Genomic DNA, 22,988 nt, shown 5'->3' with positions numbered 1-22,988 from the left:
ATGAGGTTAGGCGGCGAGCGCGGTGCCGAAAGCCGAAGCGTAGACCAGCTTGCCGGTCTCAGGCGCTTCGCCCCAGACCAGCGCCTGCAGCGCTTCGCCCTGGAACTCGCTTTCGAATTTTTCGGCGCGCGCGTGACTGTAGCCGAAGCGGCCATAATATGCGGGATCGCCAAGCACCACCGCCAGCACCTCGCCGGCGTCCTTCAGGCGGATATGCGCCTCGCGGACCAGCGCACCGCCGATGCCGGTGCCATGGAATGACGGCTCGACAGCCAGAGGCGCCAGAGCTACCGCCGGAAAGCTCTTGCCGCCGTTCTGCACGAAAAGCCGCGAAAACAGGATATGGCCGACCACCTGTCCATCTTCTTCCGCCACCAGTTCGACGACGGCATCGCCGCCGCTGACCAGCGCGTCGACCAGGCCGGCCTCCGCCTGCTGGCCGAATGCGTGTTCCTCGACCAGGCGGATCGCCTCGCGGTCCCGCGGCGTCGCCGCGCGTATCGACATCATGCTCATGAGAATTTCATTCCTTTTTCGAGCTTGGCCCCGCGCAGAAATTCCTGCGCGGCAATGGGCTTTCCGCCCGCACGTTGAACTTCGACCAACCTGATCGCGCCTGACCCGCAGGCGACCGTCAGCCGGTCGTCGAGAATTCCTCCCGGCTCGCCGGCGCCTTGCGAAAGCATCGAGCGAAGCAGTTTCAGCCGCTCCAGGCGGCCGCCAATTTCGATCTCGCACCATGCGCCGGGAAAGGGCGACAGGCCGCGAATATGATCGTGGACTTCGCCAGCAGGCCGCGTCCAGTCCACGCGCGTCTCCGCTTTATCGATCTTTTTGGAATAGGTCACCCCCTCCGTCGCCTGTGCGGTAAAAGTCAGGGCATCCCGTTCCAGACGAGCCAGCGCTTCCGCCATCAGCGCGGCGCCAATGTGCATCAGCCGATCATGCAGTTCGTCGGCCGTCATATCGGGGCCGATGGCGCATTTTTCGGCCATCGCCACCGGGCCGGTGTCCAGGCCCTCTTCCATCCGCATCACCATCATGCCTGTCTCGGTATCGCCGGCCATGATGGCGCGCTGGATAGGGGCGGCGCCGCGCCAGCGTGGCAACAGCGACGCGTGACCATTGAGGCAGCCAAGCCGCGGCGCCTCGAGAATGGGTTTGGGCAACAGCAAGCCATAGGCGACGACGACGGCGACATCGGCCCGCAAGGCGCGGAACGCCTGCTGCTCGGTCTCGTTCTTCAGCGACACCGGCGTCCGCACCTCGAGGCCCAGCCGCTCGGCCTCGCGCTGCACCGGCGACGGCGTCAGTTCCAGCCCCCGGCGACCGGCGGCGCGCGGCGGCTGAGTGTAGACGGCTCCAATCTCATGTCCGGCATCCGCGATCGCCCGCAGCGTCGGCACCGAGAATTCGGGCGTACCCATGAAGATGACGCGCAAGGGCATTTTGTTCCGGGTCCGGTCTTCGTCTGGCCGTTAAGTCGGCTCAGTCGAAGTCGCGAACTTTGCGGGTCGGCGACCGAAGTCGCGTTTCCTTTCTGCTTCGATTTCGTTCATGATCTTGGCGAATTCATCGCCAATTGCGTTTTCAGCAGCGAAAGTCGCGCGAATAGCGTCCCATGCCGAAAGACCCGGCTCCAGCCTGGCTTGCCTTTCGGCGACCATGCCTTCGCGCAGAAGAGCTATCGCCTTGCCCGACAGGCTCTGGCCGCTCTTACGCGCCGCCTGCTCGATTTCCCGCTTCAAGGGTTCGGGAATATTTCTGATCAGCATGTCGCTCATCGGCGTCTCCATTTCCTGATCTGGAACAGGGTAGAGGGGCGCTGTCCCGCCAACATCTTCGAAAAGTTCAGCATCAAACTGCGCGAGTATCGCCCTATCCCACTAACTTGCCCGGCGCCTTGCTGCCTGATGGTTTGTCCCTGGCGAGCTTCTTGAACTTCTTCACCACCATGTCGCGCTTCAGCTTCGAGATGTGGTCGATGAACAGAACGCCGTTGAGATGGTCGATTTCGTGCTGCAGGCAAGTCGCCATCAGCCCTTCGGCCTCGATCTCCTGCAGCTTGCCGTCGCGATCGAGATATTTCACCCGCACGGCGGCAGGGCGCTCGACCTCGGCATAGTAATCCGGGATCGACAGGCACCCCTCCTCGTAGACCGAGCGCTGATCGGCGCTCTCAAAAATCTCGGGATTGATGAAGACATGCGGCGCCGGCGGCTCGTCTTCCTTGGCGAGGTCGATCACCAGCATGCGCAGCGGTTCGCCGATCTGGATCGCCGCCAGACCAATGCCCGGCGCATCATACATCGTGTCCAGCATATCGTCGGCCAGTTTGCGCAAGGCGCCGTCGACGCGCTCGACCGGTTTCGAAACCTGGCGCAGGACGGGATCGGGAAGGATGATGAGCGGCTTGATCGACATGGCGTCTCACCTAAGACCTCGCACGAAAAGCGTCAACCGGGGCATTTGCAGCGGCGTTCACGTTTTGATCTGTGTCGTCAGGCCGAATCATTTATGCTGTCCGATATGAACGACCTGACCACCATCCTGTCCGAACCGATCGCCCGGCTCGGCGCCACCACGATCACGCTCGGCCACGCGCTGGCATTCGGCGCGGTCCTGTTCCTGGGCCTGTTCGTGGCGCTCGTCGTCGCGCTCTGGCGCTCGGCCAAGGCGCGTGCGGTGGCTGCCGCGGAAGCCGCCGACCACGCCCGCGACGCCGAGGCGCGGATGGCCGGCATCCTGGCAAGCCAGGCCGAGATGCAGGGCCGCATGGGCGCCATCGCCGAAGTGTTCGGGGCGCGGCAGGCCGAACTCACGCAGTCGATCGGCCAGCGTCTCGACGCGATGACCGGCCGTCTCGGCCAGACCATGACCGAGCAGACGAAATCGACGCATGAAAGCCTCGCCAAACTGCAGGAGCGGCTGGCGGTCATCGATACAGCGCAAGGCAACATCCAGTCGCTCGCCAGCCAAGTCGTGCAACTTCAGGCAATCCTCTCCAACAAACAGACGCGCGGCGCCTTCGGCCAGTCGCGCATGGAGGCGATCGTCGCCGACGGCCTGCCGCACGGCGCCTATGAATTCCAGGCGACCCTGTCGAACGGCAGCCGGCCTGACTGCCTGGTGAAGATGCCGAATGGCGCGCCCGCACTCGCCATCGACGCCAAGTTTCCGCTGGAAGCCTGGAACGCCATCCGTGCCGCCGAAGGCGTCGATTTGCAGAAGGTCGCGGCACAAGCGTTTCGGCGTGACATCGAGGTGCATGTCCGCGATATTTCCGACAAATACCTGATCCAGGGCGAGACGCAGGACACCGCCTTCATGTTCGTGCCGTCGGAATCGGTATTCGCCGAGATCCACGAGAATTTCGAGGGGATTGTCCACAAGGCGCACCGCGCCCGCATCGTCATCGTCTCGCCGTCGCTGCTGATGCTGTCGATCCAGGTCATCCAGGCGATTCTCAAGGACGCCCGCATGCGCGAGCAGGCGCATCTGATCCAGGGCGAAGTCATCCGGCTGATGGAGGATGTCTCGCGCCTCGACGAGCGGGTGCGCAAGCTGCAGAGCCATTTCGGCCAGTCGGCCAAGGATATCGACGATATTCTCGTCTCGACGTCGAAGGTGACCAAGCGCGGCCAAAAGATCGAGGCGCTGGAGTTCGGCGCGCAGCCGACGGAGGGCGACGCCGGATCGGCGGCCAGTGCGAAGACCGAAGCGGGTGCGCGCGTCGCCGACTCCAAGACCGGCCAGCTGAGGCTAAGGGTCGTCGAAGGCGACGACTGAGAGGCTACTGCTCCTCGACGATCATCGTGCCTTCGAACTCCGGCAGCCAAGGCAGCGCCGAGCGGTGCCAGATCTGTTTTCTCGGGATCAGTTGTTCGCGCTGCCGCGCCGTGCCGACCCTGATGCCGTAGACTTTCGGCCCGTCGCCAACCGACGTGGCATAGAGGTGCGTACCGCATTCGCCGCAAAAGGCCTGGGCGCGCCTGGCGCCGCTCGCTGCGGTCTTGATGTAGATCTTCGGCGTGCCCTTGGTGATCCGGTAGTGCTCCTCCGGCGCCGGCACGGTCACCCGAAACGCTGTTCCGGTCAGCTGCTGGCAATCGATGCAGTGACAAATACTGGTGTTGTCCGGATCGACCTCCGCCTCGTAAGTGATGGCGCCGCAATGGCACCCGCCGTCGATTTTCATCTTCGCTCCTCCCTTCAGCCGAGCCTCGACGCGTTGGAGCTTAACGGCGCACCGGCCGAAGCTCCACCGGCAATCACAACGCGCGAAGCATGCTGTGGTTCAAGACTGCGGCGCCGACGCCTGTTCGATGATTTCATCAGTCCAGACCTTGAAACCGGCCAGCATACCCGGCCCGAAGATATGGGTCAGCGGCACATCGGCTGCGTCGCGGCCGGAGGCGATCAGGATGCGGCCGATGCGCGGCGCATTGTTGCGCGGATCGAAGGCATGCCAGCGGCCGCCGAGATAGACCTCCATCCAGGCAGCGAAATCCATGTCCGACCACGGTTTCGGCAAGCCGATGTCGCTGATGTATCCGGTGCAATAGCGTGTCGGGATATTCAAGGCGCGGCAGAAGGCGACGGCGAGATGGGCAAAGTCGCGGCAAACGCCGCTTTGCTCACGATAGGCCTCTGCTGCCGTGCGCGTCGGCCGCGCGTTGCCGTAGTTGAAGATGATGTGGTTGTGGACGAAATCGCAGACCGCCTGCACGCGTGGAATACCGAGCGGTGAGTGGCCGAACAGCCGCCACGCCTCGTTCGCCAGCACGTCGCTCTCGCAATAGCGGCTCGGCAGCAGGAACAGCAGCGTCTCCGACGGCAGGTCGCGCACCTCGTGCTGCCACGCCAGCAGATCGCCCATCTCAAAACTTCCGGGATCGCGGATCACCGCGTCCGTGCCGAAGGTGAAGCGACCGGGAGGGGCGACAAGGCGGTTGCACCAATTGCCGAAACTGTCGCGGTAGCTCTCGATCGGCACCGGTGGGTTCGAAGTCAGGAAATCCGGCCGCTCGAGATCGGACGCGCGGGAATAGTGAACGTTGAGCATCGCGATCAGCGGCGTTTCCTGCGGAAAGTCGAAGCTCATCTCGCAGCCGATATGGATTCGCATTATCGTCCTGACCGTCCTGCCGGATCACCACCCGGCGAAGGCACGGGCCGTTGCTGCAGCGCAAAAAAGATCATCGCACGGACCAGCGCGGTTTACGAGCGATTTAGAAACGGTTGACAGCCAACGGCTGGCGCCGGCGCCAGATTATGCCTCTTGCGGTCGAGCGTTTCTCTTGGTTCATTTCGCTTGCCACAATTGGAGGAAACGAATCATGGCTAAAGGTGCGATGAAGGCGGGCAAGGAAGCCCGCAAGCCGAAGAAGGACGCGAAGAAACCTGCCGCTGCCCCGACCCTGAAAGCGCCGCCCGTCAAGGCGACCAAACTCAAGGACAAGTAAGCCTCGGCGTTTCGGCGCAGTCATGACCGACGGCATTCCAGGACCATCGACATTCAGCGACTGGTCCTGAAGTGCTGTCGGCGCTGCTGTTGATTGGGCATTTCTGAATCAATGCCGCGAAGACGACTTCGCGCTTTCCGAAAAGACCGGGACGACCCGCAATCCAATGGAGCGTTCCGATGTCGTGGATTCTTCTCTTCTTCGCTGGCCTGTTCGAGATCGGCTGGGCGATCGGCCTCAAATACACTGACGGTTTTTCGAAGCCGCTTCCGACCGTCCTGACGGTTGCCTCAATGGTCGTCAGTCTCGCCTTGCTCGGACTGGCGCTGAAGACGCTGCCGGTCGGCACGGCTTACGCGGTGTGGACCGGCATCGGCACCGTCGGCACGGCGCTGCTTGGCATCTGGCTGCTCGGTGAGCCTGCGACCGCGATCAGGCTGGCCTGCATCGCACTCATCGTCTGCGGCATCATGGGATTGAAACTCGCGACCTAGTTCTTGCTGCAAGGCAGCAGCACAAACGCCTTCAGGGCCGCTGCAAGGCGGCCCTGAATTTGATTGGTGAATCGCGCTTGGAGCGCTAGCGAGCGGAAAAGCCCGGAGGCGTCCTGCCGGTGCGCTGCTTGCGCGCCGCATAGCGCGCGTCGCGCTTGGCTTTGCGCTCGGCCTCGTCGGCAAGCAAACGAGCGATGCGCTCGTTCTCTTCGGCTTCCCGGATCTTCGCTTCCGCCTGCGCCGCTTCTTCCGCAGCAATCCGCGCGGCTTCGGCAGCAGCTTCGCGCTCGGCCTTTTCGGCCGCTTCGCGCGCCAGCTTCTCCTGCTTCAGCCTGGCCTTTTCGGCCTCGCGTATCGCACGGGCTTCGAGGATCGCCTTGCGTTCGGCCTGTCGTGCCAGCACCGCTGGATCGTCCGCTGCCGGCTTTGCCTTGAAGCGCTCGAGAAGCGCCTTCTTTGCCTCGTTTGCGGCATTGCGCCGCTCGAAAACGTCTTTTTCCCTATAGATAGCCAAGTCCACTTCCCTGGAGTCAATTTGCGAGGCTTACATACGCGTGAAAACCCAGAGTTCAAGCGCCAAAACGGTATGCCAGCCATGAAATTCTGAGCTGTTGCAGCCGGGAGACGCCTTTTCGGCTGAATTCGGCTGAAACGGACATGCACTGTTCACCATCCGACCCTCTGGCGGCGCGGCGGACTGGTCGCTACCTGTAGCGCGAAAAACAAAACACCAGAACAAAACACCAGGATGACAGATGATGGAACTCGGTCTCTACACCTTCGCCGACGTCAGCCCGGAATCAGGCCCAGGCGCCATCGGTGCGCATGAGCGGCTGCGCAACCTGATCGAGGAGATCGAGCTGGCCGACCAGGTCGGCCTCGACGTGTTTGGGTTGGGCGAGCATCACCGTCCCGATTATGCGGCTTCAGCGCCAGTCGTGGCCCTGGCCGCGGCGGCCGAACGCACCAGGCGCATAAAGCTGACCAGCGCGGTCACTGTACTGTCATCCGACGATCCGGTCCGTGTCTTCCAGCAGTTTGCAACGCTCGACCTTCTTTCCAGCGGCCGGGCCGAGATTATGGCTGGGCGCGGCTCGTTCATCGAATCCTTTCCGCTGTTCGGCTACGATCTTGAGGACTATGACGAGCTCTTTGCCGAAAAGCTCGATCTGCTGCTTGCCGTCCGCGATCATGTCAAGGTGAGCTGGTCGGGCAGGCTGCGCGCTCCGATCAACGATCGCGGCGTCTACCCCCGCCCGTTCCAGGACAGATTGCCGATCTGGATCGCGATCGGCGGCACGCCGCAATCCGCCGCGCGGGCCGGTGCGCTCGGGCTGCCGCTGGCGCTGGCCATCATCGGCGGCGAGCCGGCGCGGTTCGCGCCGCTGTTCGATATTTACAGGGAAGCGGCCAAACGGGCTGGCAACGATCCGGCTGGTCTGGCCACCAGCCTCAACGTGCACGGCTTCATTGCCGCGACCACCGACCAGGCGGCCGACGATTTTTATGGGCCGCAGGCCGAGGTGATGAACCGCATCGGCCGCGAGCGCGGCTGGGGTCCGACGTCGAGAGCACATTTCGACCAGTCGCGCGGCCCGAACGGCGCGCTGTTCGTCGGCAACCCCGAACAGGTGGCCGAAAAGATCGTTGCCCAGCACAGGATATTCGGCAACGACCGCTTCCTGCTGCAAATGGCGATCGGCACCATGGCGCACGCCAAGATCATGAAGGCGATCGAACTCTACGGCACCAAGGTGGCACCGATCGTGCGCAAGGAAACGGCGAAGGCGATCCCCACCGTTGCCGCGCCGGCCGCCTGACTCGCCGGCCAGGTAGGGCCTAAGGTCATCGTCAGCGCCGGCTAACGCATCGGCCGAAAATCGGAATCGATTTTCGGGCCGATGGTAAATTCAAAGCGTTAGAGCGTACTTTGAGCGTCCAAGTGGACGCACGTCGCTCCAACGGAACCTTGAAGCCGCAAAGGCGTTTCCGCCAACAGCGTACACCAATCGCAGTGTGCCGCCGAGGGCCAGAATGAAAGCCGAACCCGCCGCTTCGGGCGCTGCCGAGAGCCCCGATCCGCGCGTCGAGGCGCGTGCGGACATGCACCTGATACGTTCGCTGCTAGTCGGCATCTTCATCCTTATGGCGATCTACGCGCTCTCCTTCGCCCGTGCCTTCTTCATGCCGGTCATCCTGGCTTTCCTGCTGGCGCTGACGCTGACGCCGATCGTCCGCTTCCTGCGCAAACACGGCATGCCCGATGTGCTATCGGCGACACTGCTGGTGGTGCTGTCGGTCAGCATCCTTGCCGTGGCCGGCTATCTGCTCAGCGGCCCGGTCATCGACCTCATCAACAACACCTCGGTGATTGGCCAGCAGCTGACCGAACGTCTCGCGCAACTGCGGCGTCCTTTCGAAAGGATCATGGAGATTTCGCGGCAGATAGAGGGACTGACGCAGACCTCCCAAGGGCCGGGCGTCCAGAGGGTAGCCATGGCGCAATCGGGCATCCTCTCGCAAGCCGCCGGCAATTTGCTGTCGGCGGGCACCAGCCTCATCATCGTCTTCGTCCTGTCGCTGTTCCTGCTCGCGTCCGGCACGATGTTCTATGAGAAGATCGTCGAATCCTTCCCCAGTCTCAGCGATAAGAAGCGGGCACTGCGCGTCGTCTATGACGTCGAACGTGAAATCTCGCACTATCTGCTTACCGTCGCCATCATCAATACATGCCTGGGCGTGGTCATCGGACTCGGCCTATGGGCACTCGGCATGCCCAACCCGCAGGTCTGGGGCGCAGCAGCGGCTCTGCTCAATTTCCTGCCCTATATCGGGGCGCTGATTACAATCACGCTTGTCACGATCATCGCGCTGATCAGCTTCGACAGCATCTCCTACGCGCTGCTGGCGCCGGCCTTCGTGCTGTTGTGCGATACCGTCGAGGGCCAATTCGTGACGCCGACGGTGGTTGGCCGGCGCCTAGAGATCAACGCCGTGGCGATCCTCATCGCCATTGCCTTCTGGTCCTGGCTGTGGGGTTTCGTCGGCGCGCTGATGGCGGTGCCGCTGCTGGTCGTCATCAAGGTGTTCTGCGATCATTTCGACGAGCTCAGCCATGTCGGCAATTTCCTGGCGGCGCAACATACGGCGGTTGAGGACGAAGAGATTTCAGAAACCGACACGGCTGCGGGCGCATGATCCGAGAAGCGGGATAAGCTGCGGCAGGCAGCCGTGGATACTAAATTCCAGAGCGTCCCTTTTTGCTTGAGTGGACTCATGGGCGTCAGTTCAATTTTTTGAATTTGCGGCCGTCGCGGTCGGTTCCTACATCCCTCCCGTCCACAGGATCCCCGCCCATGACCGCACTTTCGGTTCTCGACCTGTCGCCGATCGTCGAAGGCAGCAACGCTTCGCAATCGCTCACCAATTCGCTCGATCTCGCCCGCCATGCCGAGCGGCTGGGGTACAGGCGCTATTGGCTGGCCGAGCATCACAATATGCCGGGCATCGCCAGCGCCGCCACCTCCGTCGTCATTGCCCATGTCGCCGGCGGCACCACAACGATACGCGTCGGAGCCGGCGGCATCATGCTGCCCAACCATTCGCCGCTGGTCATTGCCGAGCAGTTCGGCACACTTAACGCGTTGCATCCAGGCCGCATCGACCTCGGCCTCGGCCGGGCGCCGGGCACCGACATGGGCACGGCGCGTGCGCTGCGCCGCAACCTCGACGCCGGCGCCGACAGTTTCCCGCAGGATGTCATCGAACTGATGGGCTATTTCCAGCCGGCCGAAGACGGTCAGCGTATCCGCGCCGTGCCCGGCGAGGGCGAGCAGGTGCCGATCTGGATTCTGGGCTCGAGCCTCTATGGTGCGCAGCTCGCAGCCATGCTCGGCCTGCCCTACGCCTTCGCCTCGCATTTCGCGCCGGCCGAACTCGACCACGCACTGGAGATCTATCGCTCGCGCTTCCAGCCCTCGAAACAGCTCGACAAGCCCTATGTCATGCTCGGCCTCAACGTGTTCGCTGCACCCTCCGACGCCGAAGCGCGGCTGTTGTTCACCTCGCTGCAGCAGGCCTTCGTCAATCTGCGCACAGGCCGGCCCGGCCGCTTGCCGCCGCCGGTCGACGGATATGAGCGCGACCTCGACCCGATGGCCAAAACCATGCTCGGCCAAGCGCTGTCCTGCGCCGTCGTCGGCGCCCCGGAAACGGTCAGGCAAGGCATCGAGGCGTTCGCGCAGCGCACCGGCGCCGACGAGCTGATGGTCACCGCGCAGATTTTCGACCACGCAGCGCGGGTGCGATCCTTCGAGATCCTGGCCGACGTCCACAAATCGCTGTCGGAAGCTGCCTGACTTTTTTGCGAGGCTGCGAAGGCGCGTTAGGCGCTGACGCTTTGTGCGATCGCCCCCAGCGGCGCGCCCAGCGGCCGGCATGAATTGCGGATCATCAGGCGTCCCTTGAGCGTCAGCTTGCGCGGCGGCGCGTCCCTGTTTCCGGCGAGCCGGTCGAGCAGCAGATTGGCCGCCTGCTCACCGATCGCCTTGACCGGTTGTGCGACCGTGGTCAATTGCGGCTGGAACACGTCCGACCACGGAAAATCGTCGAAGCAGGCGACCGAAATGTCCTCGGGGCAGGACAGCCCGATATCGCGGATCGCCTTCATGGTGCCGATCACCATCGGGTTGTTGGCCGAGAAGATCGCGCTCGGGCGGTCGTGCAGCGAAAGCAGCTGCATTGTCGCGTTGTAGCCGTCGACTTCATGGAAATTGCCGAAGCGGACAAGCTCGCTCTCGACCGGCAGGCCGGCAGCCTGGAGCGCCTCGCGATATCCCGTCATGCGATCATGCATGGGCGAGATGTCGAACGAGCCGGAGATGTAGCCGATCCGCCGGTGGCCGAGATCGATCAGATAGGTGATGGCGTCGAACACCGCGCGCTGGTTGTCGAGAACGACCGCGTCGGTATCGACGCCTTCGCAAACGCGGTCGAGCAGCACCACCGGCACGTTGGCGTCGTCGACAATTCTCTTCAGGATCGCGCCGTCGCCGACGCGCGCAACAATCAGTCCGTCGACCATTCGGTCGAGCAGCAGCCTGATCTGGTCGTCCTGCGTGTTCAGGTCCTCGTCCGTGCAGCACAGCATGACCGCATAGCCGGCGCGGTCGAATGCCTGCTGGATGACCGAAACGACATCGGTGAAGAACGGATTGGTGATGTGGGGAACGGTCAGCCCGATGGTGCGGGTCGTGCCCATCTTCAGGCTGCGGGCGATCGCGTTGCGCTTGTAGCCGATGTCGCGGATCGCCTGTTCGATGCGCTGGCTGAGCTCGGGACTGACGGTCGCGGTGCCGTTGATCAGCGCCGAGACGGTGGCGACCGAAACACGCGCCACTTCAGCCACGTGCAGCATGGTGGGGGCCGTGGACTTTCGCTGCTTTTTTCGTCCTGACGCCATCATTTTCGAAACGTTTCATCGCCCTCTGGCTGCAATACCTAAGGAATCCTGCGGATTTGTGCAAGAATTGAAATGCATCAATCCCGCCTCATTAGATAGCGACTTGACATGTTCGAAACGTTTAGATTAGCGTTTGAGATGTTCGACGACAACGGAAGGGAGGCCGTTCTTGTCATGGAGCATGGCAATTCCATCACGTCCGGAGATGATGCGGCCGCCGGCCGCTCGGCTGTCGTTCTGAGCGCCGAGCACATCTCCAAGACCTTCGGTGGCATCGCCGCACTTGTCGATGTCGGCTTCGAGCTGCGGCGCGGCGAGATCCATGCGCTGATGGGGGAAAACGGCGCCGGCAAGTCGACGCTGATGAAAATCCTCTCCGGCATCTATACGGATTACGACGGAACGGTGAACGTCGATGCCCATCTGGTCCGTTTCGCCGGGGTGCGCGACGCCGAGCATGCCGGCATCGCCATCATCCACCAGGAGCTCAATCTCGTTCCCGAGCTCAGCGTTGCCGATAATATCTTCCTCGGGCGCGAGAAGCTGATCGCCGGACTTATCGTCGACCGCAAGGCAAGCAGCCATGCCGCAGGCGCCCTGCTGCAGAGGCTCGGCATCGAGCTCAACCCGGAAGCGCGGGTCGGCAGCCTACGTGTCGGCGAGCAGCAGCTGGTCGAGATCGCCAAGGCATTGTCGATGTCGGCGCGCATCCTGATCATGGACGAGCCGACCTCCGCGCTTTCGCCGGCCGAATGCCAGAGGCTGTTCCGGATCATCCGCCAGCTCGCCGACAACGGGGTGGCGATCATCTACATCTCGCACCGCATCGACGAGGTCATGCATCTGGCCAGCCGGGTCACCGTGTTTCGCGATGGACGCCGCGTGCTGACCGAGGCGATGGCAAAGCTCGACGAAGATACCATCATATCGGCGATGGTCGGGCGCAACCTGCTTGCCTCTTCCCAGGAAGAGCGTGGTCCCAGCGGCAAGGTCGTTCTCTCCGTAGGCGGCCTATCGCTGTCGAAACCAAACCGCCACGGCTGGCGCACCGCGCTCGACGGCGTCGCCTTCGATCTTGCCGAAGGCGAAATTCTGGGGATAGGCGGACTGCTCGGCTCGGGACGCACCGAAATCCTGGAGACCATCTTCGGCTCCAGCGGCGGCCGCGCCGGCGGCGAAATCCGGCTCGACGGCGAGCCGGTGGAAATCCGTTCGCCGCGCGACGCCCGCCGGCTCGGCATCGCCTTGGTGACCGAGGACCGCAAGACGCAGGGCCTGCATCTTCAGGCCTCGATCACCGACAATGTCGCGCTGCCGCTGGTCGGCACGCTGGCCCGGTTCGGGCTTCGCTCGCGGGCCGCCGAGCAAGGCCTGGCGCGGCAGGCGGTCAAGGCGCTCGGCATTCGCTGCGGGACCATCGAGCAGCCGGCCGGCACCCTGTCCGGCGGCAACCAGCAGAAGGTCGTCATCGGCAAGTGGCTGGCGACGCGGCCGCGGGNCTGTCCGGCGGCAACCAGCAGAAGGTCGTCATCGGCAAGTGGCTGGCGACGCGGCCGCGGGTGCTGCTGCTGGACGAGCCGACACGCGGCATCGATGTCGGCGCCAAGCGGGAGATCTACGACCTGATCTTCAAGCTGGCGCGAGACGGGCTCGCCATCGCCGTGATCAGCTCGGAATTGCCGGAGCTGCTGCTTCTTTCCGATCGCATCCTGGTCATGGCCGATGGTCGCCAGACGGGAATCCTTTCCCGCGCGCAAGCCAGTGAGGAGGCCATCATGCGGCTCGCGGCGCCGCGCCGGACCATGACGAGACCCGCAGCATGAGCATCTTGAACATCCTGTCGCGGACGAAGCTCTATTGGGGCCTGATCGCCATCTTCCTGATCGGCGTGCTGGGCTCGCCGATCAGTTCCAAGGGCAACAACATCTTCCTGTCCTACGGCAATCTGCTCGATGTGCTGCGTCAGGTGTCGACCACCGGCCTGATCGCCACCGGCATGACGGCGGTGATCATCACCGGCGGCATCGATCTTTCCGTCGGCTCGCTGATGGCGATCTGCACCGTGGTCTGCGCCATGCTGCTGACGGTTCCGGGCGTCACGCCGGCGGCGGTGCTGGGGGTGCCGACAGTTGCCGTGGTCGCCCTTTGCCTCGGCATCCTGGTCACCCGCTTCATCTTCCTGAACATCGAAAAATCGCGCGCCGGCCCGCAGGCCACCCACGCCGTCAGGCTGGACAGCGTTCGTGGGCTGGTCACGCCCGGCATTGTCGGGGTGATCCTCTGCAGTCTGGTGCTGTGGTTCCTGCTGCCGCAGGTCGGCTCGAAATTCGGCGTGCTCGGCGTGTTGCTGGTGGCGCCTTGCGTCGGCCTGCTGTTCGGCGCGCTCAACGGCTTCATCATCGTTGCCGGGCGGCTGCAGCCTTTCATCGTCACGCTGGCGATGATGGTGACGGCGCTCGGCATCGCCCGGCTGACCGCCGGCCAGAACAATGCAGTGCTGCCGGTCTACACCGGGTCGAACGCCACCGCCGATTTCGAAATGCTGCGCTCGCTGGTGTTCGGCGTGATCCCGATGCCGGGCCTGTTCTTCCTCGGAGCGATCCTGATCTACGGCGCGGTGCTGCGCTTCACCCCGTTCGGCCGCTACGTCTACGCCATCGGCGGCAATGAAGAGGCGGCGCGGCTGTCGGGCATCGCCGCCGGCCGCGTCAAGATCGCCACCTACGCGGTATCCGGGCTGCTGGCCGGCGTGGCGGCAGTGCTCTATGTCGCGCAATACAGGCAAGGCAAGCCGGATGCCGGCGCCGGGCTGGAGCTCGATGCCATCGCCGCCGTGGTCATCGGCGGCACCAGCCTGATGGGCGGACGCGGCAGCCTGATCGGCACATTCTGCGGCGTGCTGATCTTCGGACTGCTCTCGAACATCCTGCAATTGCACAACATCAATTCGAACCTTCAGCTCGTGCTGAAGGGGATGATCATCATCGGCACCGTGCTCGTCCAGGAACGCAATGCCGGTGATCTTCTCTACTATCTGCGCCTGCCCTTTGGAAAAACGGCGCACAAGGAAACGACCGCAGCAAAGCGGCCGTCGAAAGAGACCCCGTCTCTAAATCTTGGAGGAAACAAGAAATGAAACGACGTGAACTGCTGAAGCTTGCCGCTGTCACAGCGGCGCTCATGACCACGACCGCGCTTCTGACCAGCGGCAACGCCTACGCGCAGGGCAAGAAGTGGAAGATCGGCTTCTCGCAGGTGACGACCATCGAGCCTTGGCGCGCCCAGTTCAACAAGGACATCCTGGCTGAGGCCGCCAAGCATCCGGAAGTCGAGCTGATCATCACCGACGGTGAGGACAAGACGGAAAAGCAGGTCGCCGATGTCGAGAACCTGATCCGCCAGGAAGTCGATGCGCTGCTGGTGTCGCCGAAGGAATCCGCGGGGTTGACCGGCGTCGTGCAGCAGGCGATCGACGCCAAGATCCCGGTCTTCGTGCTCGACCGCAACGTCGAGACCAAGGACTACACGCAGTTCGTCGGCGGCGACAACAAGCTGATCGGCCGGGCTGCCGGTGAATACGCGGTCGAGTTGCTCGGCGGCAAGGGCAAGGCATCAGGCAATGTCGTCGAGATCTGGGGCGGCATGGGCACCCAGCCGGCACATGACCGCCATGAAGGCTTCCATGAATTCACCGACAAGGAGCCGGGCATTAAATATTTGCTCGACAAGCAGTCGGGCGACTGGAAACAGGACCAGGCCTATAACATCATGGCCACGGCGCTGCGCAACAACGAGAAGATCGACCTCGTCTATGGTCATAACGACCCGATGGCCTACGGCGCCTACCTTGCCGCCAAGGATGTCGGACGCGAGAAGGACATCAAGTTCATCGGCATCGACGGCCTGCCCAATGAAGGCGTGCAGCTTGTTGCCAATGGCGAGCTGACGGCGACGTTCACCTATGTGACGCCGGGTGCCGAAGGGCTGCGGCAGGCGATCAAGTTCCTGAACGGCGAGAAGGTGGAAAAGACCATCACGCTGCCGACACAGAAGATCACCAAGGAAAATGCCGCGCAGATCCTGAAGGAGCACGGGCTCTGAGGCGAAGTCGTCGATGACGGCGCCCCTCTCCCCGTTCTACGGGGAGAGGATGCCGGCAGGCAGGTGAGGGGCAGCACTGACCAAGGCCGCGCTTACGCCAGCTTGGCCAAAAGCCTCATGAAAATGGCGGCCTCCTTGGCCGAAAGCGGCGCCAGCGTTTCCTCGGTGATCTCGCGGGCGATCGGGATCAGCCGCTCGACGGCTTTGCGGCCTTCAGCGGTCAGATTGACCAGCAGGCGCCTTTTGTCGACCTCATGCTTTGAAAGCTCGACAAGGCCGCGCGCCTTGAGCCGGTCAATGACACCTTTCACCGTCGCCGCGTCCATGGCGATCAGGCTGCCAAGCTGGTTCTGCGAGGTCTCGCCGACATCGTGCAATTTGGCCAGGGCGGCGAATTGCGGCGGTGTCAGGTCGGCAATGTGCCCGGCGAAGATCGAGACATGGCGCTGGTGTGCCTTGCGCAGGATGAAGCCGACCTGCTCCTGCAGGCGGTAATCGTTCTCGTCGGGCTCCTCGGCCTCGACAAGCTTGAGCTTGACGTCTTCGGCGCTCACCGCAGTCCGTCCCATGCCTTGATGTCCTTTGCCGCGAGGCCGCCCATGCGGTCGTGCACGCGCGGGCCGCAGGTCATGGCGAGGCAGAACAGGATCTCGTCGGGACGAGGTCCGTCGCTGATGCCGACCTCCATGGCATCGAAATGACTGCGCACATAGGCGGCGTTGATATGGCCGAGCGGCACGTCGAGCCGCGCGCCGAAGGCGCCGACCTTCTTTGCCGACGGCACGATCGCCTTGGCGTCGCCGAGCCGCTCGCGCATGGCATAGCCGCCAGGCACATGCCACAGCGCGCCATGCTCCAGCTCGCCGGCGATACCGACGATGGCGCCCTTGCCGTAGCCGTCGATCTGCTTCACGTCGCCGCCCAATGCGGCGATGAGCTTGTCGGAGAGCAGCAGGCCGAGCGGCTTCAGATCGTCCATGGCGCTCTGCAGGTCTTCCACGTAACGGCCGGCGAATGGGTTGTTGACCACCGCCATCGCGGCGGCGCGGCGGCGCGGCACCTTCGCCACCGGCCCACCCTCATGAAATATCTCCTCGGTCAGCACCGCAATCTTGCGGATCGCAAACTCAGGCATGAGCAATTTCCTTCCTTGATTTCTCGTTGGGCGCAACGAGCGCCAGGGGACCGGCGATCCGTGCCTGACCGGCAAGGAACAAGGCTGAAGCGGCAATCAGGCCATGCCGCCGAAACTCTTCGGCGACAGCGTGCCCGCTGTCCAGCGCGGCGGCTATTTCACTGGCAGAAAGCGCGTCGACGCCCTGGGTAACCAGGCGATCGCCGAGGTCGCTGTCGGGCGCCAGATCGCGCGCCGGCATGCGCTCGATGGCAGGGTGGCCGGGCAGGTCGACGGCGTTGGCGATCAGGGTGGCGGCGGCATCGGCTTCAGCACCGGTCCGCGCCAGCACGGTGACAGCGTCGGCGATGCCGAGCGAAAAGGAACGGCCGCGCCAGCCGCTGGTCGCGATGCCGCGGATCCCGTCTTCGGCACGGATTATGATCCGATCTGCCAGGCCATGACCCGTCCCGACAACGGCAAGCGTTATGGACCGGCCGTTGCCGAGATGGATCGCGCTGTCGCCACCATTGTTGACGTAAGCGCGATCGAGCCGGCGACCGGCCAGCAGCGCGCCAAGCATTTCGTCGGCTACCGAACCGGCGACCGCAGCCATCGGCGTGATGAATTGTTTCGCCAGCGGAACAACCGCCGCTTCCATGCGTCGCGCCGTCGGGCCAGCGAAAGCACGGGACCGCGACGAGGCCGGCCGGCGCAGTTCCGGCAGTTCGTCTACGAGCTCCTGCAGGATTGTTTGAAACCGCGCCACCGCCTGGCCATAGGCGGCGCGGCGTTCGTCCGCTTCGCCAAATGCCTCGACGATCAGGTCGATCGGGCCATGATTGAGATGCAGCCGGCTGCCGTCCTCAAGCCAATGCGCCTGCGGGCCGTTCATCACTACTTTGCCCCGTCTGCCGCTGCGCGCCGCAACTGCGCCAGCGGCGGCCATGGATTGCTGGCCGGCGCAGACGTGCCGCGGCGCGGGTTGAGATACTCGCCGCCTTTGGCGAGAATGTCGTCAACGCTGCGGATCTCGGCTTCGTAACCGCCGAGCCTGATATAATCGTCGCGGTGCAGGGTGAACTCGATCGGCGCCACCAGCGCCGGGGTCGGCACATAGCCGAAGGCGCCTTCCGGCACACGGGCGACATCGACCATCAGCGTGATGCCGCCGCCCGGCCAGACATAGACCGGCGCGCCGCCGACCGTCACATACGTCGTCAGGCCCTGCACCGAGCGGGTCAGATTGACCGGGTTCTCGGTGACGCCGGCACGCAGTGAGCCGCCGGCGCCGCCGACGAACAGCACGGTGCACAGAGCCGGCTCGCAATTGTCCTCGATCAGGCCGACGGATTTCTGCAGCCGCTCGGGGAACGGTTTTTGCACCGGCTTCAAGGCGTCGTCGAGCTCGTAATAGGCGAACTGCTCGCCGGTGGTCGAGACCATCAGCAGCGACAGGCCGGGACGCGCGCCCTTCTTCGCATTCCATTCGCCAAGGATCGACAGAGGGTCGGAAATGCTGGTGCCGCCCCAGCCGAGGCCGGGCTCCGACACCTTGAAATAGCGGCCCGGCGTCGAACGGCGGCCGATGATTTTTATCCCCGTGTCCTGCCAGCCGAGCACCTTGCCTGCCTGATGCTCGGAGACGACGCCGGTGATGTGGTCGTCGACCACCACCACCTCGTCGACCAGGCCGCGCCACTGGGTGGCGAACATGCCGATGGTGGCCGAGCCGCAGCCGACCCGCATCCGCTGTTCAAGCTGACCGTCGATGACCGGCGGCTTGCCGGCTTCGACGATGACCGTGGCACCGCCGTCGATGGTGAGTTCGACCGGCTTGCGGTTGCATAGATTGAGCAGCGCATCGCAGGTGGCGCGACCTTCGGCCTTGGATCCGCCGGTCAGATGATGCACGCCGCCCAGCGACAGCATCTGCGAGCCGTATTCGCCTGTGGTGACATGGCCGATCGCCTCGCCCGCCGCGCGGACCGTCGCCGTTTCGGGGCCGATATGCCGGTCGGTGTCGATCTTCACCTTGACGCCGCAGTAGGAGAAGATGCCCTCGGTGACGACGGTGACGAGATCGACGCCTTCGACCTCCTGGCTGACGATGAAAGGCGCCGGCTTGTAGTCGGGATAGGTGGTGCCGGCGCCGATCGCGGTGACAAAGCGGCGGCCGGTGTTGACCAGTTCGCCGTCCCATTCTTCGCCCTCAGCGACAAACGGCACGACAGCGCCGCCGGTCTCGGTCGCGTGGTCGAGGATGGTCAGCGGATCCATCCGCACGATCCTGCCGCCGACATTGCCGTAGCGGTCGCAGGCGCCGGTGCGGCCGTCTGCTATGTAGCACATGACCGGGCAGGCATCGCAGCGGATCTTTTCCGCCACCTGCTTCTCGCCGGGATCATGCGTCTCGAAGCGTTCGGCAAGCTCGCTCATCGGCGTGCCTCCTTGTCGCGTATCGCGGCGCGGATGCGGCTCGGCGTCGCCGGAATTCTACTGACCAGGACGCCGGTGGCATGGCGGATGGCATTGAGGATCGCCGGTGCCGTCGGGATCAGCACATGCTCGCCCAGGCCCTTGGCGCCAAAGGGTCCTTCCGGATCCGGAACTTCGATCAGGATGGTCTCGATCGGCGGCACGTCGCCGATCGTCGGGATCAGGTAGTCGTGCAGATTCTCGGTGCGGCCGGGGATGTATTCCTCCATCAGCGCCATGCCGATGCCTTGCGCGATGCCGCCCTCGATCTGGCCTTCGGCGAGCAGCGGATTGATCGCCTTGCCGACATCATGCGCTGCGGTGATCTTGATCAGCTTCACCGTGCCGAGCTTGAGGTCGACCTCCAGTTCGGCGATCTGCGCGCCGTAGCCATAGACGGCGTAAGGCTTGCCCTGGCCCCTGGCGTCGAGCGGCAGGGTCGGCGGGTCATAGCTTTCCTCAGCGCGAAAGACCAAGCCGTCGGCATCGGCCTTCAGCGTGGACAAATCGATATGCCGTGTCGCTTCGCCCTCGCGGATGACCAGGCTTGCGCCATCCAGAGCGATCGCCGCTCTCTCCGACACATTGGCGAAGCGCAGCATAGTCTCGCGCAAGGCACGGCCGGCCTTTTCGGCGGCCTTGCCGGTCACGAAGGTCTGACGCGAGGCGGACGTCTTGCCGGCGTCCGGCGTGATCGCCGTGTCGGCGCTTTTCAAGCGGAATTTTTCGAGCGGCAGGCCGACCGCGTCGGCGCAGATCTGCGCAATGACCGTGTTCGAACCTTGCCCGATATCGACCGCGCCCTGATGCAGGACGACATCGCCTTCAGCCGAGATGCCGACCCTGATGGTCGACGGATTGGGCAGCGAGGTGTTGCCGCAGCCATACCAGCAGGAGGCGACGCCGACGCCGCGTTTCCTGCTGTCATTGGCACTGTTGACTGTATCGGCATCGACAAGCGCACGCATCCAATGCGGGCGCAGCGCTTCGAGGCACTCGGCGATGCCGACGCCCGATTCCAGCCTCTGGCCGGTGACCGTTTCGGATCCGTTACGAAGGCAGTTTTTCAGGCGAAAATCGAGCCGGTCCAGCCCAAGCTTTGCGGCAAGCTCGTCATAGAGCGTCTCCTGCATGATCGTCGCCTGCGGCACGCCGAAACCGCGGAAGGCACCGGAGATCGGCCCATTCGTGTGGATGGCGCGGCCCTCGGCCCGATAATTCGGCGTCGCATAGGGACCGGAGGCATGCACCGGCACGCGGTTGGCGACGGTCGGTCCCCAGCTCGCATAGGCGCCGGTGTTGAAATCGCCTGCGAAGAACATGCCGGTGACGCGACCATCGGCATCGGCGCCGATCGTCGCCTTCATCTCGGCGGGATGACGCTTGGTGGTCGAGATCATCGATTCATGACGGGTATAGGCAAGTGCTGCCGGCCGCCCGGTTTTCATGGCGACCAGACCGATCAGCGGCTGCAACGAAACGTCAAGTTTGGAGCCGAAGCCGCCGCCGGTGGCGGTCGGCACGATCCGCACCTTGTCGACGGCAAGGCCAAGCACTTTTGCGACGTCGTCGCGGTCCATATAGGGCGCCTGCGTGCAGGCGACGACGACCAGCGTGTCGCCGTCCACATAGGCATAGCCGGCCTCCGGCTCGATATAGGCGTGTTCGACATAGGACGTGTCGATGGCGCCGGAAACAGTGAACGCAGCGCCGGCAAGCGCGGCTTCAGGGTCACCGCGCTCGACGAAGCCAGTGGTGAGCAGGTTTGCCGGCCGATTCTCGTGGATCAGTTTTGCCCCGCAGGCCTGCGCCTCGCTAGGCTGCAGAAGGTGCGGCAATTCGGTCCAACGAACTGGAAAATCCGAAAGGTCGAGATCGAGGATGGTCTCGCGCTCGCCGGCAACCAACGCCACCGCCTCACCGCGAAAGCGCGAAAAATCTTCGGCCAGCGCCGGCTGGTCGGCAAAAGGCGCAATGACGCCGAAGCAGTTCTTTCCCGGAAAGTCGGCGGCGGTGAAGACGCCGACGATGCCGGGATTAGCTTTCATCCAGGCATCGAGATCGCCGAAGGCGAAGCGGGCGTGATAATGCGGCGAGCGAACCACCAGCACCGCCAGCGCATCGGCCGGAAAGGAATCGCCGCCGAATTTTTCGCCGCCGGTGATTTTAGGCAGGCCGTCGAGGCGAATTGGAGAGGAGCCGACGGCGTGGCCCGAGATTGGCATTCTGCGGTCAAGACCGAGAGAACGGAGAAAGGGGGGGGCCGGCGCTGGTGCTTGTCCCTTCTCCCCGTCATTATACGGGGAGAAGGTGCCGGCAGGCGGATGAGGGGCAGCGCCGCCGTTCGACCCTTCATCAGCGAACCGTCCAGCATCCATCACCGCAGCGATGATCTTGCGATAGCCGGTGCAGCGGCAGAGGACGCCGCCCAGCGCATCCTGGGTTTCGGCCTCAGTTGGATTGGGGTTCTTCTCCAGAAGCGCTGTCGCCGCAATGAGCAGGCCGGGTGTGCAGATGCCGCATTGCGCCGCGCCATGGTCGAGGAACGAGGCCTGCAGCGCCGACAATCTGCCGTTGGCGAGACCCTCGACCGTGGTCACCACTGTGCCGGCGGCAGAACCCGCAGACATCAGGCAGGCGCAGACGGGTTCGCCGTCGACAAGCACCGTGCAGGCGCCGCAGTCGCCGGCGTCGCAGCCGACCTTGGTGCCGGTCAGGCGCAATTCGTCACGCAGCACCGAAGAGAGGCGGCGAACCGGCGGCACGCAGACAGAAACGGCGGCGCCGTTGACCTCAAAGGCGATTTCGGCGCGCTCCATGCTCACGCCAGTCTGAGCCATGCTCATGCCAGGCTGATCTGGGCTCATGCTAGTCTGAGCTTCAGTCACCTCAGACTGCATTTTGGTCATGCCAGGAGCTTGGCTCATGCCGCCGCTACCTTCTCGACCGACGCGTGGCCCGCGGCACCGAGCACGGCACGGACGACGATCTCGCGCGCGGCGTCGAGCCGGTATTCGGCGCTGCCGCGCACGTCGTCGATCGGCGAAAGCTCGTCCATCGGTGCGGACTGGATCGCAGCGACGAGAGCGTCGTTGACCGGGAGGCCGCGCAAAGCTGCTTCGACGCCCGAGAGACGCTTGGCGACGACCGAACAGGAGCCGACGGCGACGGCGGCGTTGGCGACGATGCCATCCTCAATAATCAAGCGAGCCGCCGCCATGGCTATCGAAATGACGAGATAGCGGCGCCCGCCGAGTTTTTCGAAAGCCGACGTGCCGGTGGCCGCTTCTTTCGGCACGCGGATGGCGGTGACCATTTCGCCCGGCTGCAGTTCCGTGCGGCGGTTCCCCAGGATGAATTTTTCCAGCGGCAGATGGCGGACCGTCGCCAGCGAGCGCAGCTCGACCTCGGCGTCGAGAACCAGCAGCGCCGGCACGCCGTCGGCCGCCGGCGAAGCGTTGCAGAGGTTGCCGGCGATGGAGGCGACGTTCTGGATCTGGGCGGAGCCGACTTCCCGCGCCGCCTGCTTCAGCGCATCGAAAGCCGTCGGCAGCGGATGACGGACAAGATCGGTCCAGGTCGTGCGCGCGCCGATGAGCCAATGGCTGCCGGTCTCAGCAATGCCGCGCAGGGTCGCCAGACCGTTGACGTCGAGGACATTGTCGCGGAAAGGCTTGGCTCCTTGTGCCGGATAGAAATCGGTGCCGCCGGCAAGGATGCGCCACCGAGCCTCGCCAAGCAAAGCGAGCGCCTCGTCGACCGTGGTGGGTTTCGCGTAACGGATCACGCCTTGCCTTCCCAGAAACAATGGCCTTCCCAAAAATGGGCCTTCCCAGAAAAGGGTTCCAGACGGATGCTTCCGGCATCCGAAACCG

At 64.0% G+C, this 22,988-nt stretch carries 22 protein-coding genes and 1 pseudogene; 9 read left to right on the top strand and 14 right to left on the bottom strand.

Features of this window, described 5'->3' with window-relative positions:
• Positions 1-6 precede the first annotated feature (6 nt).
• The 4 genes from X738_RS68885 to def form a co-directional block, all read right to left on the bottom strand.
• Positions 7-516 (bottom strand): GNAT family N-acetyltransferase, encoded by a 510-nt coding sequence (locus X738_RS68885; RefSeq protein WP_023801565.1) that lies wholly within the window; start codon positions 514-516, stop codon positions 7-9.
• Positions 513-1,448, bottom strand: a complete 936-nt coding sequence (gene fmt, locus X738_RS68880) for a methionyl-tRNA formyltransferase (protein ID WP_023801564.1) — start codon at positions 1,446-1,448, stop codon at positions 513-515. The genes X738_RS68885 and fmt overlap by 4 nt, the downstream gene beginning before the upstream one ends.
• Positions 1,449-1,478: 30 nt before the next feature.
• Entirely contained in the window at positions 1,479-1,784 is a 306-nt protein-coding gene (locus tag X738_RS68875; protein WP_023801563.1) for a hypothetical protein, read from the bottom strand.
• Between the two features lie 94 nt (positions 1,785-1,878).
• Positions 1,879-2,424: a peptide deformylase gene (def, locus tag X738_RS68870; protein ID WP_023801562.1), complete on the bottom strand. Its 546-nt coding sequence runs from the start codon at positions 2,422-2,424 to the stop codon at positions 1,879-1,881.
• 105 nt (positions 2,425-2,529) lie between these two features.
• Here def and X738_RS68865 point away from each other — a divergent pair, with 105 nt between their 5' ends.
• Positions 2,530-3,789: a DNA recombination protein RmuC gene (locus X738_RS68865; RefSeq protein WP_023801561.1), complete on the top strand. Its 1,260-nt coding sequence runs from the start codon at positions 2,530-2,532 to the stop codon at positions 3,787-3,789.
• A gap of 4 nt (positions 3,790-3,793) precedes the next feature.
• Here X738_RS68865 and X738_RS68860 read toward each other — a convergent pair whose 3' ends face one another.
• Both X738_RS68860 and X738_RS68855 read right to left on the bottom strand, forming a co-directional pair.
• The gene (locus X738_RS68860; RefSeq protein ID WP_023801560.1) at positions 3,794-4,198 is read right to left on the bottom strand and encodes a GFA family protein; all 405 of its coding nucleotides are present in this window, start codon (positions 4,196-4,198) and stop codon (positions 3,794-3,796) included.
• A gap of 99 nt (positions 4,199-4,297) precedes the next feature.
• Positions 4,298-5,128 (bottom strand): transglutaminase-like domain-containing protein, encoded by an 831-nt coding sequence (locus tag X738_RS68855; protein WP_023801559.1) that lies wholly within the window; start codon positions 5,126-5,128, stop codon positions 4,298-4,300.
• Positions 5,129-5,339: 211 nt separating this feature from the next.
• Between X738_RS68855 and X738_RS88460 the strand changes: the two genes are divergently transcribed.
• Together X738_RS88460 and sugE are read left to right on the top strand one after the other, a co-directional pair.
• Entirely contained in the window at positions 5,340-5,465 is a 126-nt protein-coding gene (locus X738_RS88460; protein ID WP_023801558.1) for a hypothetical protein, read from the top strand.
• Positions 5,466-5,644: 179 nt separating this feature from the next.
• Complete coding sequence (gene sugE / locus X738_RS68850) at positions 5,645-5,959, top strand: quaternary ammonium compound efflux SMR transporter SugE (protein ID WP_023801557.1); 315 nt, start codon at positions 5,645-5,647, stop codon at positions 5,957-5,959.
• Between the two features lie 85 nt (positions 5,960-6,044).
• Here the strand turns inward: sugE and X738_RS68845 are convergent, their stop codons facing one another.
• The gene (locus tag X738_RS68845; RefSeq protein ID WP_023801556.1) at positions 6,045-6,473 is read right to left on the bottom strand and encodes a DUF6481 family protein; all 429 of its coding nucleotides are present in this window, start codon (positions 6,471-6,473) and stop codon (positions 6,045-6,047) included.
• Between the two features lie 244 nt (positions 6,474-6,717).
• Here X738_RS68845 and X738_RS68840 point away from each other — a divergent pair, with 244 nt between their 5' ends.
• The 3 genes from X738_RS68840 to X738_RS68830 all read left to right on the top strand — a co-directional run bounded on the left by X738_RS68840 (position 6,718) and on the right by X738_RS68830 (position 10,317).
• Positions 6,718-7,779, top strand: a complete 1,062-nt coding sequence (locus X738_RS68840; RefSeq protein ID WP_023801555.1) for an LLM class flavin-dependent oxidoreductase — start codon at positions 6,718-6,720, stop codon at positions 7,777-7,779.
• Positions 7,780-7,993: 214 nt separating this feature from the next.
• Positions 7,994-9,157 carry an AI-2E family transporter gene (locus X738_RS68835; protein WP_023801554.1) on the top strand — a complete coding sequence of 388 codons (1,164 nt, stop codon included), beginning with the start codon at positions 7,994-7,996 and terminating at the stop codon, positions 9,155-9,157.
• A 158-nt stretch (positions 9,158-9,315) separates the two neighbouring features.
• The gene (locus tag X738_RS68830; protein WP_023801553.1) at positions 9,316-10,317 is read left to right on the top strand and encodes an LLM class flavin-dependent oxidoreductase; all 1,002 of its coding nucleotides are present in this window, start codon (positions 9,316-9,318) and stop codon (positions 10,315-10,317) included.
• 26 nt (positions 10,318-10,343) lie between these two features.
• On the opposite strand, the gene X738_RS68825 is transcribed toward X738_RS68830, so the two are convergent.
• Positions 10,344-11,375 carry a LacI family DNA-binding transcriptional regulator gene (locus X738_RS68825; RefSeq protein ID WP_023801552.1) on the bottom strand — a complete coding sequence of 344 codons (1,032 nt, stop codon included), beginning with the start codon at positions 11,373-11,375 and terminating at the stop codon, positions 10,344-10,346.
• A 219-nt stretch (positions 11,376-11,594) separates the two neighbouring features.
• Between X738_RS68825 and X738_RS68820 the strand changes: the two are divergent.
• The 3 genes and pseudogenes from X738_RS68820 (at position 11,595) to X738_RS68810 (ending at position 15,521) form a co-directional block, all read left to right on the top strand.
• Positions 11,595-13,243 (top strand): annotated as a pseudogene (locus X738_RS68820) (sugar ABC transporter ATP-binding protein).
• Positions 13,240-14,556 carry an ABC transporter permease gene (locus X738_RS68815; RefSeq protein WP_023801551.1) on the top strand — a complete coding sequence of 439 codons (1,317 nt, stop codon included), beginning with the start codon at positions 13,240-13,242 and terminating at the stop codon, positions 14,554-14,556. Before X738_RS68820 ends, X738_RS68815 begins: the two are co-directional and overlap by 4 nt.
• Positions 14,553-15,521, top strand: a complete 969-nt coding sequence (locus X738_RS68810) for a substrate-binding domain-containing protein (protein ID WP_023801550.1) — start codon at positions 14,553-14,555, stop codon at positions 15,519-15,521. Before X738_RS68815 ends, X738_RS68810 begins: the two co-directional genes overlap by 4 nt.
• Positions 15,522-15,613: 92 nt before the next feature.
• Here the strand turns inward: X738_RS68810 and X738_RS68805 are convergent, their stop codons facing one another.
• From X738_RS68805 to X738_RS68780, 6 genes are all read right to left on the bottom strand, one after another.
• Positions 15,614-16,075: a MarR family winged helix-turn-helix transcriptional regulator gene (locus tag X738_RS68805; RefSeq protein WP_023801549.1), complete on the bottom strand. Its 462-nt coding sequence runs from the start codon at positions 16,073-16,075 to the stop codon at positions 15,614-15,616.
• Entirely contained in the window at positions 16,072-16,656 is a 585-nt protein-coding gene (locus X738_RS68800) for an amino acid synthesis family protein (protein ID WP_023801548.1), read from the bottom strand. The genes X738_RS68805 and X738_RS68800 overlap by 4 nt, the downstream gene beginning before the upstream one ends.
• The gene (locus X738_RS68795; RefSeq protein WP_023801547.1) at positions 16,649-17,530 is read right to left on the bottom strand and encodes a UPF0280 family protein; all 882 of its coding nucleotides are present in this window, start codon (positions 17,528-17,530) and stop codon (positions 16,649-16,651) included. The genes X738_RS68800 and X738_RS68795 overlap by 8 nt, the downstream gene beginning before the upstream one ends.
• Positions 17,531-17,532: 2 nt before the next feature.
• A complete protein-coding gene (locus X738_RS68790; protein ID WP_023801546.1) occupies positions 17,533-19,074 on the bottom strand; it encodes a hypothetical protein in 1,542 nt (513 codons plus the stop codon).
• Positions 19,071-21,959 (bottom strand): molybdopterin-dependent oxidoreductase, encoded by a 2,889-nt coding sequence (locus X738_RS68785; protein ID WP_031255790.1) that lies wholly within the window; start codon positions 21,957-21,959, stop codon positions 19,071-19,073. The genes X738_RS68790 and X738_RS68785 overlap by 4 nt, the downstream gene beginning before the upstream one ends.
• A 77-nt stretch (positions 21,960-22,036) precedes the next feature.
• Positions 22,037-22,900 carry an FAD binding domain-containing protein gene (locus X738_RS68780; RefSeq protein ID WP_023801544.1) on the bottom strand — a complete coding sequence of 288 codons (864 nt, stop codon included), beginning with the start codon at positions 22,898-22,900 and terminating at the stop codon, positions 22,037-22,039.
• Between the last annotated feature and the right edge of the window lie 88 nt (positions 22,901-22,988).

The sequence above is a fragment of the Mesorhizobium sp. L48C026A00 genome (genome assembly GCF_000502375.1).
Classification (GTDB): Bacteria; Pseudomonadota; Alphaproteobacteria; order Rhizobiales; family Rhizobiaceae; genus Mesorhizobium; species Mesorhizobium muleiense.
The sequence above is the reverse complement of the archived record's forward strand: the minus strand, read 5'-3'. Positions and strand labels throughout refer to the sequence as shown.